The organism is Anoxybacillus sp. EFIL, assembly GCF_013096955.1.
Lineage (GTDB): Bacteria > Bacillota > Bacilli > Bacillales > Anoxybacillaceae > Anoxybacillus > Anoxybacillus ayderensis.
The window spans coordinates 115,607-133,302 of record NZ_SDLH01000006.1; the positions used below are offsets into that span (position 1 = coordinate 115,607).

Sequence of the window (17,696 nt, forward strand, 5' to 3'; positions counted from 1 at the left end):
GGATATTACCCGCTTTAATTTTGTAGCCCGCTGTTTTTTCTTGTAAGCAACATGTAAATTAAATAAGGAGAGCCAATAATAGAAGTGACTACACCAATCGGAATATCTGCTGGTGCTAGTATGTTTTTCCCAATCATATCGGCTACGAGTAAAAGTGTCGCCCCGATAAGAGCTGATAGAGGTAGTAAACTGTAATAATTCGGACCAATTAAACGTCGGGCCAGATGTGGGGCTAATAATCCAACGAAAGAAATGCCCCCTCCGACTGCTACGCAAGCACCAGCTAGAGCGGCGGATATACAAAGCAAAAATCTTCTCTGGCGTTCGACATGAACACCAAGTGCGATTGAAACGGATTCGCCCAATTGAAATATGTTCATTGCTTTTGCCTGCCAAAATGAGATGGGGAGTAAAATGACAATCCATGGAACAAGCGCCCAAACATATTTCCATTGAGCTCCCCAAATACTTCCTGTTAGCCAAATAGTTGCTTTCTGGAAGTCTCGCGGATCCATTTTCATTTGAAAAATGATTAATAGCGCTCCGCACAAGGCGTTAATTCCAATGCCAACGAGCAAAAGGCGATTAGGTTCAATACCTTTTTGCCATGACAATATATAAATGATTATAGCAATAGTAAGGGCACCTACAAAAGCAAACATAGGAAGAAAAAAAGGTGAAGTGAAATATTTTCCATGTAAAAAATAAATGCATAATACAACGGTCAATCCAGCTCCAGCATTGATACCTAAGATTCCCGGATCTGCAAGGGAATTTCTTGATAGCCCTTGTAATATGGCACCAGACAAAGCGAGTCCTGCACCGATGAGAAGAGCCATTATCATTCTTGGAAGACGAAGTTGGAACAAAACAAGCTCTTGTTTCGCCGTTCCGTTTCCAATCAATGTATTGAGAATATCATGAAAACTGATCGCAATCATTCCAGTAGACAAACTAATGATAAAAATGAAAATAATTAGAAATACGAAAATCAAAAACCATTTCATTGCACGAGAGAACGTAAGCCACCAATCCATTATATGCTCCTCCTTTTGCGACGGGCGAGATGAAGTAAAATAGGCACCCCAAGTATGGCAGTAATGGCGCTTACCGGTGTTTCAAAAGGGGCATTGATCATTCGAGCTAAAACATCTGCAGTTAATAAAAGCAGCGCTCCTGCTATGGCGCTACTAGGCAAAATCCATTTATATTCATGACCGACGAACAGTCGTACAATATGCGGAATAATTAAGCCGATAAAACCGATTGTTCCTGCGATCGAGACAGCAACACTTGATAGGAGGATGACAGCGATTAAACCGATCACTCTCGTCTTATGATTTGATTGTCCTAAACTTATAGAAGTTTCCTCTCCGAGTGAGAGAAGTGTTAATGGACGACTGATCCATAAGGACAAGGTAAGACCAATGAGAACGATAGGAATTAAAATATATACATGATCCCACTTAGTTCCAGATAAACCACCTGAAAACCAAAAGCTAACATCTTGAGCAACTTGAAAATAGAGAGCAATGCCTGTTGATAAGGCGCTAAATAGCGTACTTAAAGCAACCCCTGCTAATGCGATTGTCACAGGTGAAAATTTTTCTTTAGAAATATTTGAAAATACAAGAATTAATATCGAGGCAATTGCTGAACCGACAAATGACCATCCTAAAAGCATCCAATAAGAACCGGATGATAAAATGGCAAAGCAAAGAGCGATGGCGAGTCCTGCTCCTTGTGTAACGCCAATAATGGACGGATCAGCTAATGGATTTCTAGTTACTCCTTGCATAATGGCACCAGCTACAGCTAACGCTGCCCCAATAAACAAAGCGGCAAAGGCACGAGGCAGACGAACTTCCCAAACTAGCTGATGCTTTATGTTATCAGGCTGAAAAGACACGATTGCGTCTATCAGAACATGGAGGGGAATCGCTACCGCTCCTAGTCCAACAGACAACAGAAAAGATAAAAAAACAAGAAAACTTCCTGTTATACACCAAGTTATCGGATGATTAAATCCTTTTTTAAGAATATTTTTTGGAATGACCATTTTTGCCACCTCAAAAACTTTTGTTGAAAATGATTATCATTTATATAAATTCTTTATTAGTCTACTATCATTTTTTGTTCTTTGTCAATCATTTTCAAGAAAGGAAGGTTCTATTAGTGACCTACGTTTTATTTCATGATTGTATAAAAGTTTCATACACGGAAATAAAAGAAGGGGAAAAGAAAGAGTTTCAAGAAGGAAGTCATCTTTTATACGTATCATCCGGACAAGGGCAATTAACACAGGGGGAGAAACAGATGCTGCTTGTTGAGGGGATGAGCGTCATTGTGGAATCTCCTTGTTTGTTAACTTCTTCTTCTGAAAGCATGGATGTATACATTTTAGATTGTCACCAACAATCAAAATGGCTCGTTCCGTTTCGAGATGTTGTGTTTGCAAGGCAGTCACCTATAAAAATGGTTCCAATTTGGAAGGAGTTACTGAGAATCCAAAAAAGTAGCGTTTTGTCTGAGCAATGTCGATTTCAATCTTTAATCTGGAAGATGCTTTCAATGATAACAGACTATATGAAAATGGATGGAATTGAACAAGCTAGTCAATATATTCGACAGCATTTGCACGAGACGATATGTGTATCGGATCTAGCTAATCGCATAGGGATGACATCCTCTTCTTTTGCGCGCGTTTTCCGTCAAAAAACTGGAGTGTCTCCGAAGGAATTTATTCATCAAGAACGGATGAAATTAGCTAAGAAACTAATGATTCAGGAAAAGGGGATAGCATTGAAAGAAATTGCACTTCGAATTGGTGTGCAGGACGAGTTTTATTTCAGCCGACTATTTAAAAAAAGAGAAGGAGTCGCTCCGACAATTTTTATGAAACGTGCTCAGAAAAGGATAGCGATCATTAGCCAACTTTTACTACAAGATCATTTATTATCGTTAGGAATACAACCAGTTGCGGCTCCTGCATATCCGACAGAATTTTCCCACGGACTCCCGTCCTACTTATGTCGCGGTCTCGAAGGAACGTTATTATTAAACGCTGAAAAATATTTTAATCGGGAAGAAGTGTTGAGAACACAACCTGATATGATCATTAAAACACCACTTCGTCAAGATGCAGAACAGTCCGCATTATGGACACAGCAAACACATGTGCATCATATCCCTTTTCAGTCGACTTGGGATGCTTATTTGCAGAAAATTGCTTATATCGTAGAAGAAGAACAAAAAATAGAGTCAATCATTGAAGATATTCAACAATTAGAGAGTAGAGCGAAAGAGATACTTCGTCCATTGTCTAGCGTTGGAAAGTGGTCTGTCATTTGGGTTCGTGCAAACGAAGTGCGCTTATATGGCAAAACAGGTCACGCCTTTTCAGATTTGTTTTTTCAAAAACTCGGTTTTGAACCAGATGATTGTTTGCCGGATAAAAGTTATAGGGTCATTCAAGTCGAAGATCTTGCTTACATGAATCCTGATCGAATATTAATTCTTTGGAGTCATGAGAAAGATGTACAAAAACTAGTAAACAACAAAGAGTGGAAAAAGATCGACGCAATAAAAAATCGAAATGTTTACTATCCTAACAGTATAGAATGGGATCCTTGGGGACCGTTAGGGAGAAAGCATATGATTAATCATATGGTAAACTTTTTCAAAAAATATATAAAGTAAAATATAACAATAAAACCATCAAATAGTTTATTTTGTCCATGCGAAAAAGCGAATATATCCATGTTCAACGTTAGTTGCCACAGTTTAATATTAAAAATGAATTTCATTTTCATTTATTTTTAGGAGGATGGTTATGAAGCGTTTATTAACTTCATTTAGTATGCTGGTGATCGCTTTGTTACTTGTTCTAGTCGGATGTGAAGCCAAGGAACAAGCAAGCGGTGAGCCGAAGGAGGAAACAAAGAAAACTCGTACTGTGGAGCATTTGATGGGAAAAACAGAAGTGCCGTTAAACCCGAAAAAAGTAGTTGTTTTATCGCATGTGTCATGGGAAGGTTCGCTCGTTTCTGTAGGTGTAAAACCGTATGCAGTTATGGCGTATGACAACGAATTTCCGCCACACTTAAAGGACGAACTTGAAGGGGTTAAGGCCTTGCCGTATGCAGATGAATTCAGTCCTGAACAAATTATAGATTTAGATCCAGATTTATTAATTATTAGTGATCGCTACAAGCCTTTATACGATCAATTAGCAGACACCATTCCAACCGTTGTCATCGAAGTAGGGGGAGACTGGAAAGAAGATCATCTAAAAATTACAGAAGCAGTTGGAAAATTGGAAGAAGGAAAAAAAGTAATTGAGGATTTAGAAAAAGAGGCGAAAGAAATCGGTAAACGCATTAAGGAGAAAGTTGGAAACGAAACATTTATGGCGGTAGCAATTGGTAAAAAAGATATTCGTGTCTTCGGAACGAAAAATCATGCTGTAAACGCATTGTTATTTGATGATTTAGGATTAACCCCTGCGGAAGGTTTGCCGGAAGACTTTGGTGAAAACGTTTCTATTGAAGGGCTAGTAAAATACAATCCAGATCACATTATTGATATTACATATTTTAACAGCGGAGAGTTTTATGATACTGTGACAAAAGGAGAAGTTTGGAACAGTTTGAAAGCTGTTAAAAATAATCACGTTTACACACTCACTACTACATGGGGATTTTGGGATCCAATTGAGCGGAAAAAAGGATTAAAAGAGATTGAGAAAATGTTGCTAGGTGAATAATCTCTAGTCAAGGTCGTTCGTTATATGAACGATCTTGCCTTCTTTATTTACCAAAAAATTTTTGTGTTAATTGAGAATCACTATCGTTTCATCTGGAGGGATTGAAATATTTCATGAACAAATCATCTAAACAAGTTGCTGAGCAAGCGACGCTTCAAGCGTTTTTGAATAGTTACCTGCGCGAAGTCGATGCGGGAACATGGTTTGATGTGAAAGAGTGGGGAAAGAAAAACAAGGTGAACATGATGCCAGACATTATGCATGTGCTTGAATTGACATTGTCAAATCAAAACGTTCGGCTCGCTATTGAAGTGAAGTACAAGTCTTTTGTCGGCAGACATATATTTGGACACGTATTGAAATATGTGTTTCAGACGAAAGAATGGAAAGTAGAACATGCGCTTTCTGTTATATTGATGTTCATTCAGGAGCTCAACTCTCAAAAAGGAAATTCATTATCTTCCAGCTATGATGAACTACTTTTTCGGCTAATTGACAGCTACCAAACGATGAGCCTATATATTGAAAAAAGGAGAAATGACGGGGAATTTTTATATTCTGCTCAAAATCGTTTCATCGAAACCGAGCAGTCGCTCCTATTTGGACATTGGTTTCATCCGACCCCTAAAAGTCGGCAAGGTATGCCTACGTGGCATCAAGAGCAATTTTCGCCAGAATTGAGAGGGGTATTTAAGTTACATTATTTTAAGGTGAAGCGAAACTGGGTTAAAGAAGAATCTGTTGCCGCCCAGCGGGCAAGTGAGCTAATCAAAGAATCATTAGTTAAGCAACAATTGATTATTCCGACCGAAGATGACGAAGTAATTATACCTTTGCATCCACTACAGGCGCAATGGCTGTTGGAACAAGCAAACGTTCAAAAAAAGATCGAAGAAGGGGTATTAGAAAGTATCGGATTGCTAGGACGCTCATACGCGCCGACCTCTTCTATACGAACGGTCTATCATCCGGAAGACGATTGGATGTACAAATTCTCTATACCTGTTAAAGTGACGAATTCGTTGCGAGCCAATCGTCTTCATGAGCTAAAGGCTGGGGTCGTGATGGCAAGATTAGTTAAGAAAATCAGTTTTTTTCAAAAATATCCTTCATTTCGAATCATTCAAGACCCAGCGTATATAACCGTTGATTTTGGTGATGGAAAAGAGTCTGGATTTGAAGTCATTATTCGTTCTAATTGTTTTAAAGCTGGAAAAGATAAAGGAATTACCTCCATTGCGGCTTTTGTCCAAGACCCGCTGCCACCATTTGAATCGAGGTTGAAGCGACTTATATGCGAACTGGCAAATAAAGAATGCACTACGATTGAAGAGGTGAGCACTCGCTGGTTTCAGCAATATTTCTCTTGTGCGATCATACCTCTTATTCGTCTCTATGATGAATATGGGATCGCGCTTGAGGCCCATCAACAAAACAGTGTCCTTGATATTTCGTCAGGCTATCCGACCGCATATTATTTTCGAGACAATCAAGGATATTATTTATCGGCGTTGCACAAAGAGGATCTGCTCTCCATCGAACCGTCTCTAGTCGAGACGCCGGAACTTTTTTATGATGAATGTATCATTCAAGAGCGTTTTGCGTATTATTTATGTTTCAATCAGCTCTTTTCCGTTATTCATCGTTTCGGTGCTGATGGGCTCGTTCGGGAGGAAGCGCTCGTTGAATGGGTCATTCATCAACTTCGACGGCTAGAACCGAAACTAACAGGGGCTGGGAAAAGGTTTGTGCAGTATTTGTTGTATGAGCGAAACATTCCGTGTAAAGCGAATTTATTGACGTGTTTTCATGGCGTTGATGAGTTGATGTCACAGTTCGAACAAGCGGTTTATACGGAGATAGAAAATCCATTGGCCGCCAGCGCATGGAAAAAGGAGGAACAGTATGAGCCAATCCCAGCGAGCTCTCACTAAGTCGACGCTTCGGGTAAGAAGGCAATTGATGGAAGCTATTTTATTTGAACAGCTCATCCCGTATAATGAAAAACCTCTTTCTGATGATAATGAATTTGTTTATCAATTGGGCGATCGGAATCGAATGTTTCAATGTATTGGAAAAAGAATGTCGTTTGATCGCATTCGGCTGCATGATGACATTTACATGGTGGGAGAGGATCGTTCCATCCGACCGACAACGATTGAGGACATCGTCGAAGAGTTGACGGCCGATTCGAGTGTGAAAAATCAGTTGATGTACGAACTCGAACAGACGATACAATTGAGTGATTGGACGGAAAAACATGTTGATATTCCAAAATCAAGGAGGCATTTATCATACGAACAGTTAGAGTCGTCCATTACGGAAGGACATCTGTACCATCCTTGCTATAAAGCGCGATCCGGATTTTCCTTGTCTGATCATCAAGCTTTCGGACCAGAAGGAAAACGTCCATTTAAGCTTTATTGGGCGGCGGCAAGAAGAAAAGATGTGCAACTATGTTTCCCGCAAGACGAATCGCTTTTTTGGGAGGAAGAATTAGGGAGCAGCCTCTATCATCATTTATCGCAAACCCTCTTATCTCTAGGCGGAAATTTGAAAGAGTATACATTCGTTCCAATTCATCCGTGGCAGTGGAAGGAATTGCAGATGATTGGGATTCAACCATTGATCGAAAGAAATGAGCTCCTCCTATTAGGGCAATGTGGGGATGACTACAGCGCTACGCAATCCGTTCGAACGTTATGGAATGTTGACAACTTAAAAAAAGCTTACATGAAACTGCCGATGAACATGATTAATACTTCTTCGCTTCGAACGCTGGCGCCTCATACCGTATGTGCGGCACCTCTTCTTTCCGATTGGCTTCAGTCGATTGTTTTTTCTGACACTTTTTTACAAAAAGAGTGTCGCCTCGTTCTTTTGAAAGAATACGCAAGCGTTGCGTTTGAACGAAACGATCATCCAGAACTCAACGGACAAATCGGAGCGATTTGGCGGGAAAGCGTGCACCTTTATTTAGAAAGCGACGAGAAAGCCGTACCGTTTACAGCACTTATGATGACGGAACAAGACGGCCGCTTATTCGTGGATGAATGGTTGAAGGAATACGGAACGGAAAGATGGATCAAACGGTTTTTAGAGGTTGCGGTTCTTCCTGTATGGCATTTATTGGTCGCTCATGGAATTGGCATCGAAGCGCACGCTCAAAACATGATTTTATTTCATGAAGACGGATGGCCGATGCGCATCGCCCTTCGTGATTTTCATGAAAGTGTGGAATATGTTCACGATTACGTGGTGAGGACGGATTTAGTTCCGAATTTTCGAGAGATTCATCCGCGGTTTCAAAATGGGTGCGATGATGAGTATTATTGGATGTCGTCGATTGAGGCGCTAAGAGAACTTGTGATGGATACATTGTTTGTGTTCCATTTAAGCGAGGTGTCTTACGCATTGGAGGAGCACGGTTTGTTTTGCGAACATAAATTTTGGTCGCTTGTTCGCGAAATCATAGAAAAGCATATCGGTCGTTTTTCTCATTTAAAAGAGCGGCATGCTATGCTCCATCCATCTCAACCGAAAATTTTCGTGGAATCGCTTTTGCGAAATAAAATCCAAAAAGGCCATCATCGTCATATCGTTACCAATGCGCTTGCCATAGAATCACAATAAGCAAAAAGGGGTCGAACGACATGCTTTACATAAACGATCGTTATTATACAGAAGAAGATTTAAAATCATACTACACGTCTTTTGAAAACATAGCTGCTTTAAAAAACGGCGGGCGGTTGCGAATTGCCGTATGCACAACAAACGTTTTGGAGTGGCTTGCTTTGTTCTTTTATATAAAAGGCAAAGGCGGTTCCGTTGTCCCGATTCATGCGTCATCTCCAAGACAAGCTGCTATTCGTATTGCAAAAAAGGCATCTAGCCATCTCTTGATTGATCAATCCGTTTCATCCATTGTCCATTTAAGTGAAGCGAAATTAGAAGAGGAGGGAAGGCTTGTTCAGTTCAGTTCTGGAAGTACGGGCGCGCCGAAATGCATTGAGCGCACGTGGCTTGAAGTGGAAAAGGAAGTGGATGAATACGTCAAGCGCTTACCCGTCGGTCGTGAAACGACTCCGATTATTGCTTGCCCCGTCACCCATTCTTATGGGCTGATAAGCGGTGTGATGACATCATTGAAAAGAGGAATTGAGCCGATCATTATCGCAAGCATGAATCCGAAATATATTTTGCGGAAGTTAAGGGAGTACCCAAACCATTTATTATATGCTTCACCGTCTTTGCTTTATTCGCTTGTTTCTCTCCTTACAAAAGGAGAAAGGCTTCACATGGTCATGACATCTGGAGCGCTTATGCCATCGAGCTGGCTTGCATCTTTGAGAGCAGTGAGCGACCAAGTTTTTCAACAGTATGGTTGTTCTGAAGCCGGATGTGTAGCAATCCAGTTGAGTGTGACACATCCCCAGCAAATGGGGATTCCTTTATCCCATGTTCGGGTGCGTGCCGGGGAAATCGATAGACCGAGCGAGATTATAGTAGAAACAGAGAATAAAACCATTCATACAAACGATCTCGGATATTTTGCGGAGGATGGTACGTTACATTTCGTTTCTAGAATCGATGATGTCATTAATGTCGCTGGCTTGAATGTTTATCCGCAAGAGGTTGAGGATGTTCTAATGGAAGAACCTAGGGTGAAGGAAGCGATCGTTTATAAAAAAGCAGATTTATATGCGGGGGAGCGTGTGTGTGCGCTATTTACATCCTATAGCCCCGTTAGTGAGATGGAATTAAGAAAATGGTGCCAAGCAAGATTGGCTCCCTATCAAATTCCAGTTGAATGGAAGGAAGTGATCGATATTCCAAAGCTCGCAAACGGAAAAGTGAACAGAAAGATGTTAAGCGAGGTGCACGTATGAGAAGAGATGAAGCGATACGAGCGATTTATAACATACTAAAGGAAAAAATGAACATAGCCACGTTATCACTTTTTGGCGAATCAGCCCGATTAAATGAGGATCTTTATTTAGATTCTGTCATGGTGCTGCAATTGATTCTTCATTTGGAATTAGATTTAGGAATCGATATCCCGGATGATGTTTTAAGACCAAACGATTTTCATACAGTAGCTAGCCTTGTTGGTTTTTTAGAACGGTTGCAAAACGAAAAGGAAATGGAGGAAGCGCATGATTAAGGTGCATTGTTTTGTAAGTTGTGTCTGTGAAGTTATAAAAAAAACGGAAGGAGTCGACCATCGCCCTTATTATTTTGGGGTATGGGATGCCGATTTTGACGTGTTAGAAAATTATGTTTTAACTTATCATTCTAATAATATTGATCATGCTTTTTTTACACAATGGTACGAAATGTTGTATGGAATTAAAATTCATAAATGGTACGATGAGAGTGGTTCGAAAGAGGAGAATATAGGAACGTTGTTGCGGCTTCTCGAACATAAGTCGCCACACCGCTATGTTATGGTGATGCTTGATTTATCGCTATTACCGGAAAGGGTAAATAAGTTTCATCATTGTCCGTTTCCTCATTATGTCATGCTAGAGGCGACTGAGGATGAAAAGGAATGGTGGATGTATGACCCAGATTTTCGCTGGGAAGGAATATTACCTAAAGAACGTATTTTGGCTGCTGTGAGAGAACCGTCTGTCGGAGGAGGATATTATTTTGATGCAAAAGGCATCATTCCCCCGTCAAACGAAACGATTCAAGCATATTTCAATACATGTCTGAAGCTTCATGAAAACCCGATGACAGCTGCGGTCAGAAAAATTGTCGAAGCTTATGCGATAGGAAGTGAAAAAGAGTGTCTATCTCAACTGACGGTTGCCTTAAAACAGTTGCCGGTATTAGCGATACGAAAATATGCCTATGAACACGCTTTTGCGTACTTTTCCGAGCAACTTGCGAGAAGCACAGAAGAGTTTGAAGCGTGGTGCGATGAAATCGAGTTGCTTGTAAAAGGATACACAACGATTCAATATAGAGCGATGAAACTGGCTATGACGAAAGACTTAAAGTTATTAGATATTATTTTCCAAAAAATAGACGAACAAGATGAACGAGAATTGAAAATTAAGCGAGGGCTTCTTGAATATTTTCAAGCATGGCACGATAGAGTTTCGTGTTTCGGTGAAGGGAGACTGGGTTCATGAATGTATCTTTTTGCACAATATCTTTTCGCCACCATCTATGCTCGATTTTTGATTTGGTAAAGTGGGGGAAAGAGAAGCGCTTTCAAGGTATAGAAATGTGGGGAACTCATGCGAAGTACTTAGCTGAAGACCCTTTTTTTGATTTTGATTTTTTTCACTCTTTCGGGTTAAAGACGACCATGATTAGCAGCTACATTCCGCTGCAAGCGGCTCGTTATGAACTTGAAGAAACGATTCGTGTCTTAACGAGGCTTTGTCAACGATTTGATACAAAAAAACTTCGTATTTTTGCAGGGCAAAAAGGAAGTATACATACGGGTGAACAAGAGCGCAGGGAAATTGTAGAAAGAATCCGCATGCTCTCTCAATATGTTCACGAACGCGGAATTGAGTTGCTCGTTGAAACACATCCACACACATTAGCAGACAACGTTCCGTCAACGATCCGACTAATCGAGGAAGTCAACCATCCCGCATTCAAAATCAACTTCGATGTTTTGCATGTATGGGAATCGGGTGCGGATCCAATCGAAGCCATTCGGCAGATTCGTCCGTTTATCGCTCATTTTCATCTAAAAAATGTGACATCAAAAGACCGATTGTTCGTTTTTGAACCCGCCAACGTATACGCGCCAACAGGTACAAGAAAAGGAATGGCTCCTCTTTTTGAAGGGGTCATCAATTATAAGGATATTTTGTCTGAGTTGATTACATTCACCAAAGATATTGATGTATCTCTTGAGTGGTTTGGCTCTGACGTTAAAAAGGTGCTCGAATCCGACAGACAGCAAATATACAATCAACTTGAACAATTAAAAGATGAGGCTATTTATACTTAGGTGATTAAGCATGAACTCATAAGAATGGATGACATATATTTCTTTCGTATATGATCCCATTTTATCCATGTTTTAATTTGGGACGTGTTTCTCTCCAAAGTTATAGGTAAGTACATAGACATCTGATAGTCGTTTAAAGGGGTGTTCCAAAAGCAATGGAATGCCCTTTTTATATAAAAACCGTTTAGTTTCAAGAGGACTTTCTCTTTTGATAAAAATGTAGTATAATTATTAATTAGACTGTGTATGGAACAAGAATAGGGGTGAATAGTGTGTTTGACCGTCTTGAAGCGGTAGAAGCCCGTTATGAAAAATTAAATGAACTATTAATGGATCCAGAAGTATTAAATGACCCGAAAAAACTACGTGATTATTCAAAAGAACAGTCCGATTTAGCGGAGACGGTACAAACGTATCGCGAATATAAATCGGTGCGTGAGCAGTTGGCGGATGCGAAAGCGATGCTTGAAGAAAAGCTTGATCCGGATATGCGCGACATGGTGAAAGAAGAAGTTAGCGAACTAGAAGAACGTGAAGAACAGCTTGTTGAAAAGTTAAAAGTATTGTTGCTTCCAAAAGATCCGAATGACGATAAAAACGTCATTATGGAAATTCGCGGAGCGGCAGGTGGAGAGGAAGCGGCGCTTTTTGCAGGCGATTTATATCGCATGTATACGCGCTATGCCGAGTCGCAAGGATGGAAAACAGAAGTGATTGAAGCACATCCGACAGGACTTGGCGGCTATAAAGAAATTATTTTCATGATTCAAGGAAAAGGGGCATATTCGAAATTAAAATTTGAAAACGGTGCCCATCGTGTTCAGCGTGTACCAGAGACGGAATCAGGCGGACGCATTCATACGTCAACGGCGACAGTCGCTTGCTTGCCAGAAATGGAAGAAATCGAAATTGAAATTAACGAAAAAGATATTCGTGTCGATACGTTTGCATCGAGCGGTCCGGGCGGGCAAAGCGTCAATACGACGATGTCAGCCGTTCGTTTAACCCACATTCCAACAGGCATTGTCGTGTCTTGCCAAGACGAAAAATCGCAAATTAAAAATAAAGAAAAAGCGATGAAAGTATTGCGTGCGCGCATTTACGATAAATATCAACAAGAAGCGCGTGCAGAATACGACCAAACGCGCAAACAAGCGGTCGGAACAGGCGATCGTTCCGAGCGGATTCGCACGTACAACTTTCCGCAAAATCGCGTCACCGATCATCGGATCGGATTGACGATTCAAAAACTTGATCAAGTGTTAGAAGGAAAATTAGATGAAATTATCGATGCGCTCATTTTAGACGATCAATCGAAAAAGTTGGAGCAAGCGAACAATGAGCAGTAAAATATATGAAGTCCTCCAATGGGCTTCTTCTTTTTTCCGAGAGCATGGGAAGGAAGAAACGGCAGCGGAATGGTTATTGCGTCATCATTTACACATGACGCGTGCGCAACTATTCGCCAATTTGCGCGAGCCGATCGATGAAACGTGCAAACAAACATTTATGGCGGATGTAAAAAAACATGCGCTACAAAATATCCCGATTCAATATTTAATCGGATACGAACAGTTTTACGGACGGACGTTTATCGTCAATGAACAAGTATTAATTCCGCGCCCAGAAACAGAAGAGCTTGTTTCTCATGTGCTTGCCCGAACAACCGAAAAGCCGCTTTCCGTCGTTGATGTCGGAACAGGAAGCGGAGCGATTGCAGTGACGTTGTCGTTAGAGCGACCAACGTGGCATGTGTACGGTGTGGACATTTCTGCTTCATCGCTTGAAGTGGCGAAGCGAAATGCCGAGCAGCTTGGCGCTCGCGTTCATTGGTTAGAAGGGGATTTACTGCAACCGATCATCGACCGTGGCATACGAGTGGATGTTGTCGTTTCTAATCCGCCATACATTCCAGCACACGACATTCCGACGCTATCGCCTATCGTACAAAAAGAGCCGCTTCGAGCGCTCGTCGGTGGCGAAGATGGGTTGTTATTTTATCGTCGTTTAGCGAATGAACTTCCGTATGTCGTTACCCCACAGGCGCTTATTGCGTTTGAAATCGGTCACGGACAAGGGCAAGCGGTGCAAACGATGTTGCAACAAACATTTCCTTCGGCGCGCATTGACGTCCTGTTTGATATAAACGGCAAAGAGCGCATCGTCATCGCCGATCTCGCTTCCGAGTAACATCGGAAGCTTTTTAATTTCTATAAAGTATGCGAGAGTATCAAAAATTTTTGATTTACCATAGTTTCTTTTATCGTTTTTTTTTGTTATTTTTATTAAATTCACGTCTTAATTTCGGGTTCATACAGCATATCTAATACTGAGAAATATCTTACCTGGATGTTGCACAACGTGCTTTTCAAAGTAGGTAGGATGATCAATATTGGATCGTAATAACTATTCACTCCAATGACAGCGTGTCAACGTAAATAGGTATTTCCACTTATATACAGAACCCTGCGTAGCGGAAAGAAAGGGGTCTATTGTTTCGCCTGCTAACAGAAGACACAATGGGGGATCCAAACACTGTCTTGTGTTTTGTGAGTATAGAGACGATGCTTATTCTAATGCAAAATGATTGTGTGAACATTTCTTCATGAGATGTATCAAAGAAAGATGTACTCTTTGATCTTGATTTTGGAATATCTAGCGAAACACGATATACAAGGCGTGTACATAAATGCCGACAGTTTATAAAAAAAATGGGTCTTCACCATTTTCTGTGATTCCTACTCAATCCCAGAAACATGTTAGCTGGATGAAATGGGTTCATCAGTCAAGATCCTTCTTCCGCATACAGACCATGAAGTTGGTAGAATGGAAACAGTCAAGTGCTTTCCTTGACGGGTTCCATTCTACCAACTATCATACCGATAGCGGAAGAAGGGAGCGCTTAAGCACCCTGACTACCTATAGTGTTCCCTGTACACTTCAGAAATACACGCAACCGAAACCGTTCTAGATTTCGATAGCCATATGCCCGACGTTTGATGTTTTTGATCTTGTGATTCGTTCCCTCGATTCGGGCATTTGTATATGGGCACAAAAAGTAGGAAAGAATCGGCTCCTTCCACCTTTCAAGCGTGTTGGCTACTTCCTGAAAAGAAGCAAAAGGGCTCTGTTTGGCTAACTGAATCCATTCTTCCAAGCGTTCCTTTGCTTCGTTATATCCATCGGTTCGATAAAAATCCCGAAACAACTCTTTCAGATAATAAGCAATGGAAAGTAACGGATACTCCTCCAGGATATTGTCTAATCGAAGCCGTTGGTCCTTACGAAGCTTTTCACAGCCTTTTAAGAGGAGATATCGAGCCTTTTTCAATGGAGAAAATTCCTTTCTTGCTTGATCCAAGGCTTGTGTCACTTTTTGAACCACATGGTACTTATCGATGACAATCGAAGCAGATGGAAACAGGGCACGAACGGCCTTATGATAAGGTTCCCACATGTCAAGAATCACCGTTTGGACCCTTTCTTTCGACAGGACATTCTGGCTCAACAATTGGATGGCGGAGTCACATTGGCGATCGGCATGCATTCCCATGACCGATCCGGCTTTGGCATCCATCAATACGGTTTCATACTGATGTCCTTTTTTTACTGCGATTTCATCTAAGCTAAGCACCATCCCTTCTTGACAAGAGGACTCCGTTGCGGTTTGGCGCTCTTTTGCTTTTTTCGATGCGATGGAGTAGTAGATGCGTTCCAATGTCGTATATGGGATGTGGTGCTTTCGGCTAACCTCTTGAATGGTAGAGCCTTCACAAAGTTCATACAAGTGCTCACAAAATCGATTGGTGTAGTGTTGATTGGGTTGAATCGATTCCAAAGAGGCGGAAAACACTTGGGAACAATTCCAGCACCGATAGCGCTTTACCTTCACGAACAAGTACACGGGTTGATGGAAAATCGCCAAATCTCGTACTTTTCTTGTCCGTCTGTCGTGGACACAGGAAGTGGCAACCCCACAATGAGGGCAACGTTCCTGTGTCTCTGTTTTCTCTACATGAATCGCATAACCATAGGAAAGAAGTTCTTGTTTAATCACTTTAAATTCTGGCAATCCTAGCGGTATAGAAAGCACTTACGAGACCTCCTTGATGTTTATTTCACCGCTAACATTATTGCCAGGATCTCGTCAGTGCTTTCTCTTTTTTGTCAATAAATCACAAAATTTGGTGATGAACCATATTTTTTATCCAGATAAAATTAAATTCTCACATACTAATTATGGAAATAAAATAGTGTTCTCAGGTATAACATTAATGTACGATAGTATCAGGGGAAATATCTCGCCAGAGGATTCATTAATGAAATTTCAAAAAGTCATAAAGAACGAAATACAGGAGTGATTCGAGGTGGAATATTTGGCAATAGGATTCAATGTTGTTCTAGCAACTTTGCCACATATATTTGTAAGTAGTATAATAACAGCTTTGACTTTATTGAAAGATAATTATACTTTCAGGAAAAAAATAATCATCTTATTATTTAATAGTTTAGTGGTCATTTCCCCTGATATATTGAAAATAATAGGAATACTTTCAGGTCACTCTTTGTTGATGGTTCCAATACTAGCTTTTATTTTTTCGTTTATCTATTCTCGGCTAAATAATGAAAATAAATTCAAGACACTTTGGCTCATTTTTTCTTTAATTATCTTATTCGGACATCTTTTGCTTGACTTCATTGATAATGGAGCAGAATTATTTTATCCCTTTGTCAGAGATTCTATTGATTATACTTTGATTAATAAAATAGATTTAATTTTTATTGCGATTCTTATGACTTCATTTATTCTTCTGTTCTTTTATAAGAAAAAAATTATTTTTGTCATAACGTCATTTTCAATAATTGCTTTGTACCTAGGTATATTAATAGTTTCTAAAGAGTACCTGGAATACAATTTAAGAAAAGAGTTTAAAGATCAAGATATTGTTCTATTGATTACATATCCTGACCATGATTTTAATTGGGAATTTCAAGTAAGAACAAATAGATCAATTGTGGTTGGTAGATCCCCTATATACAAAACAGATATCATTATTGAAAGTAAAACAGAATTTTGACTAGGGAGTAAGTAACTTTGTTAGATCCTTCCTTTTCTTCTATCTCATTTTTTGTTTAATAAGAATAGAAATTCATAGTTTATCAACTTCTCTTTCTGGTTACACTGCATAACAAGAAAGGGGAGGTAAACGATGAACAAATACGTTATCATTTTATATATGACGATCGTGATGATTGGGGGCATTGTCACGATATATGGGCAACAAACAGAGGCGCAAAGCGATGTCGTGATCCCAAACGAAGCGGTACGGTTGCGCATTTTAGCAAATAGCGATTCACCAGAGGATCAAGCGTTAAAACGCGCGGTTCGTGACGCAGTAAATGAACAAATAACAACATGGGTTAGCGACTTAACATCATTTGAAGAAGCGAAACAAGTCATTGCCCAACATGTGCCAGACATTGAACAAACGGTCGCTCGCGTTCTTCGTGAGAAGAAGAGTGATCAGACGTACAACGTGACGTTTGGACGCGTGTCATTTCCGACGAAAATATACGGATCATATATATATCCAGCAGGTGAGTATGATGCTGTATTAATTACGCTTGGCAAAGGGGAAGGAGCAAATTGGTGGTGCGTCTTGTTTCCTCCGCTCTGTTTTCTCGATTTTTCCACAGGTGAAGCCGTTCGTCCTGTGGAAAAACAAATAGAGCAACAAGAACGAATCGATGAACAACCGCTTGTTGTGGAAGACGAACAGCAAATCGAAGTGAAATTTTTCGTTGCGGAAGTATGGAAAAAGCTTATTCAATAACATATCCACAAATTTATCAACAAAAACAAGCGACTTATTCACAATTTGTGGACAATTGTTGTGTATTTTGGGCGAATCTTTTATACTCATTGAAGAAAAAAGTTGTAAAATGCGTGTG

At 40.3% G+C, this 17,696-nt stretch carries 15 protein-coding genes; 12 read left to right on the forward strand and 3 right to left on the reverse strand.

Translation table 11 applies throughout. The features are described from left to right. Positions 1 to 14 precede the first annotated feature (14 nt). Together ES017_RS10605 and ES017_RS10610 are read right to left on the reverse strand one after the other, a co-directional pair. The gene (locus ES017_RS10605; RefSeq protein WP_042534965.1) at positions 15 to 1,037 is read right to left on the reverse strand and encodes a FecCD family ABC transporter permease; all 1,023 of its coding nucleotides are present in this window, start codon (positions 1,035 to 1,037) and stop codon (positions 15 to 17) included. Beyond that, positions 1,037 to 2,059 (reverse strand): FecCD family ABC transporter permease, encoded by a 1,023-nt coding sequence (locus ES017_RS10610; protein WP_042534966.1) that lies wholly within the window; start codon positions 2,057 to 2,059, stop codon positions 1,037 to 1,039. Before ES017_RS10610 ends, ES017_RS10605 begins: the two co-directional genes overlap by 1 nt. A 29-nt stretch (positions 2,060 to 2,088) precedes the next feature. On the opposite strand from ES017_RS10610, the gene ES017_RS10615 reads away from it, so the two are divergent. The 10 genes from ES017_RS10615 to prmC all read left to right on the forward strand — a co-directional run bounded on the left by ES017_RS10615 (position 2,089) and on the right by prmC (position 13,934). After that, a complete protein-coding gene (locus ES017_RS10615; RefSeq protein ID WP_253263389.1) occupies positions 2,089 to 3,699 on the forward strand; it encodes a helix-turn-helix domain-containing protein in 1,611 nt (536 codons plus the stop codon). A 133-nt stretch (positions 3,700 to 3,832) separates the two neighbouring features. Beyond that, positions 3,833 to 4,765 (forward strand): ABC transporter substrate-binding protein, encoded by a 933-nt coding sequence (locus tag ES017_RS10620; RefSeq protein WP_042534968.1) that lies wholly within the window; start codon positions 3,833 to 3,835, stop codon positions 4,763 to 4,765. A gap of 113 nt (positions 4,766 to 4,878) precedes the next feature. After that, entirely contained in the window at positions 4,879 to 6,699 is a 1,821-nt protein-coding gene (locus tag ES017_RS10625; protein ID WP_042534969.1) for an IucA/IucC family protein, read from the forward strand. After that, on the forward strand, positions 6,671 to 8,398 hold the full coding sequence (locus ES017_RS10630) for an IucA/IucC family protein (protein WP_171335055.1): 1,728 nt from the start codon (positions 6,671 to 6,673) through the stop codon (positions 8,396 to 8,398). The genes ES017_RS10625 and ES017_RS10630 overlap by 29 nt, the downstream gene beginning before the upstream one ends. A 20-nt stretch (positions 8,399 to 8,418) precedes the next feature. Beyond that, positions 8,419 to 9,654: an AMP-binding protein gene (locus tag ES017_RS10635; protein ID WP_171335056.1), complete on the forward strand. Its 1,236-nt coding sequence runs from the start codon at positions 8,419 to 8,421 to the stop codon at positions 9,652 to 9,654. Further along, positions 9,651 to 9,929, forward strand: coding sequence for a petrobactin biosynthesis protein AsbD (gene asbD / locus ES017_RS10640; protein WP_042534975.1), 279 nt, complete (start codon positions 9,651 to 9,653; stop codon positions 9,927 to 9,929). The genes ES017_RS10635 and asbD overlap by 4 nt, the downstream gene beginning before the upstream one ends. Next, positions 9,922 to 10,905: a DUF6005 family protein gene (locus ES017_RS10645; RefSeq protein ID WP_042534977.1), complete on the forward strand. Its 984-nt coding sequence runs from the start codon at positions 9,922 to 9,924 to the stop codon at positions 10,903 to 10,905. Before asbD ends, ES017_RS10645 begins: the two co-directional genes overlap by 8 nt. Beyond that, on the forward strand, positions 10,902 to 11,744 hold the full coding sequence (locus ES017_RS10650) for a sugar phosphate isomerase/epimerase family protein (protein WP_042534978.1): 843 nt from the start codon (positions 10,902 to 10,904) through the stop codon (positions 11,742 to 11,744). The genes ES017_RS10645 and ES017_RS10650 overlap by 4 nt, the downstream gene beginning before the upstream one ends. Before the next feature lie 272 nt (positions 11,745 to 12,016). After that, positions 12,017 to 13,093 carry a peptide chain release factor 1 gene (gene prfA / locus ES017_RS10655; protein WP_171335057.1) on the forward strand — a complete coding sequence of 359 codons (1,077 nt, stop codon included), beginning with the start codon at positions 12,017 to 12,019 and terminating at the stop codon, positions 13,091 to 13,093. Continuing rightward, a complete protein-coding gene (prmC, locus tag ES017_RS10660; RefSeq protein WP_042534980.1) occupies positions 13,083 to 13,934 on the forward strand; it encodes a peptide chain release factor N(5)-glutamine methyltransferase in 852 nt (283 codons plus the stop codon). Before prfA ends, prmC begins: the two co-directional genes overlap by 11 nt. 712 nt (positions 13,935 to 14,646) lie before the next feature. Here the strand turns inward: prmC and ES017_RS10665 are convergent. Next, the gene (locus tag ES017_RS10665; RefSeq protein ID WP_171335058.1) at positions 14,647 to 15,837 is read right to left on the reverse strand and encodes an ISL3 family transposase; all 1,191 of its coding nucleotides are present in this window, start codon (positions 15,835 to 15,837) and stop codon (positions 14,647 to 14,649) included. Between the two features lie 274 nt (positions 15,838 to 16,111). Here ES017_RS10665 and ES017_RS10670 point away from each other — a divergent pair, with 274 nt between their 5' ends. Both ES017_RS10670 and spoIIR read left to right on the forward strand, forming a co-directional pair. After that, a complete protein-coding gene (locus tag ES017_RS10670; RefSeq protein ID WP_152616126.1) occupies positions 16,112 to 16,822 on the forward strand; it encodes a metal-dependent hydrolase in 711 nt (236 codons plus the stop codon). A 132-nt stretch (positions 16,823 to 16,954) separates the two neighbouring features. Beyond that, positions 16,955 to 17,578: a stage II sporulation protein R gene (gene spoIIR, locus ES017_RS10675; RefSeq protein ID WP_021095047.1), complete on the forward strand. Its 624-nt coding sequence runs from the start codon at positions 16,955 to 16,957 to the stop codon at positions 17,576 to 17,578. The last annotated feature ends 118 nt before the right edge of the window (positions 17,579 to 17,696 follow it).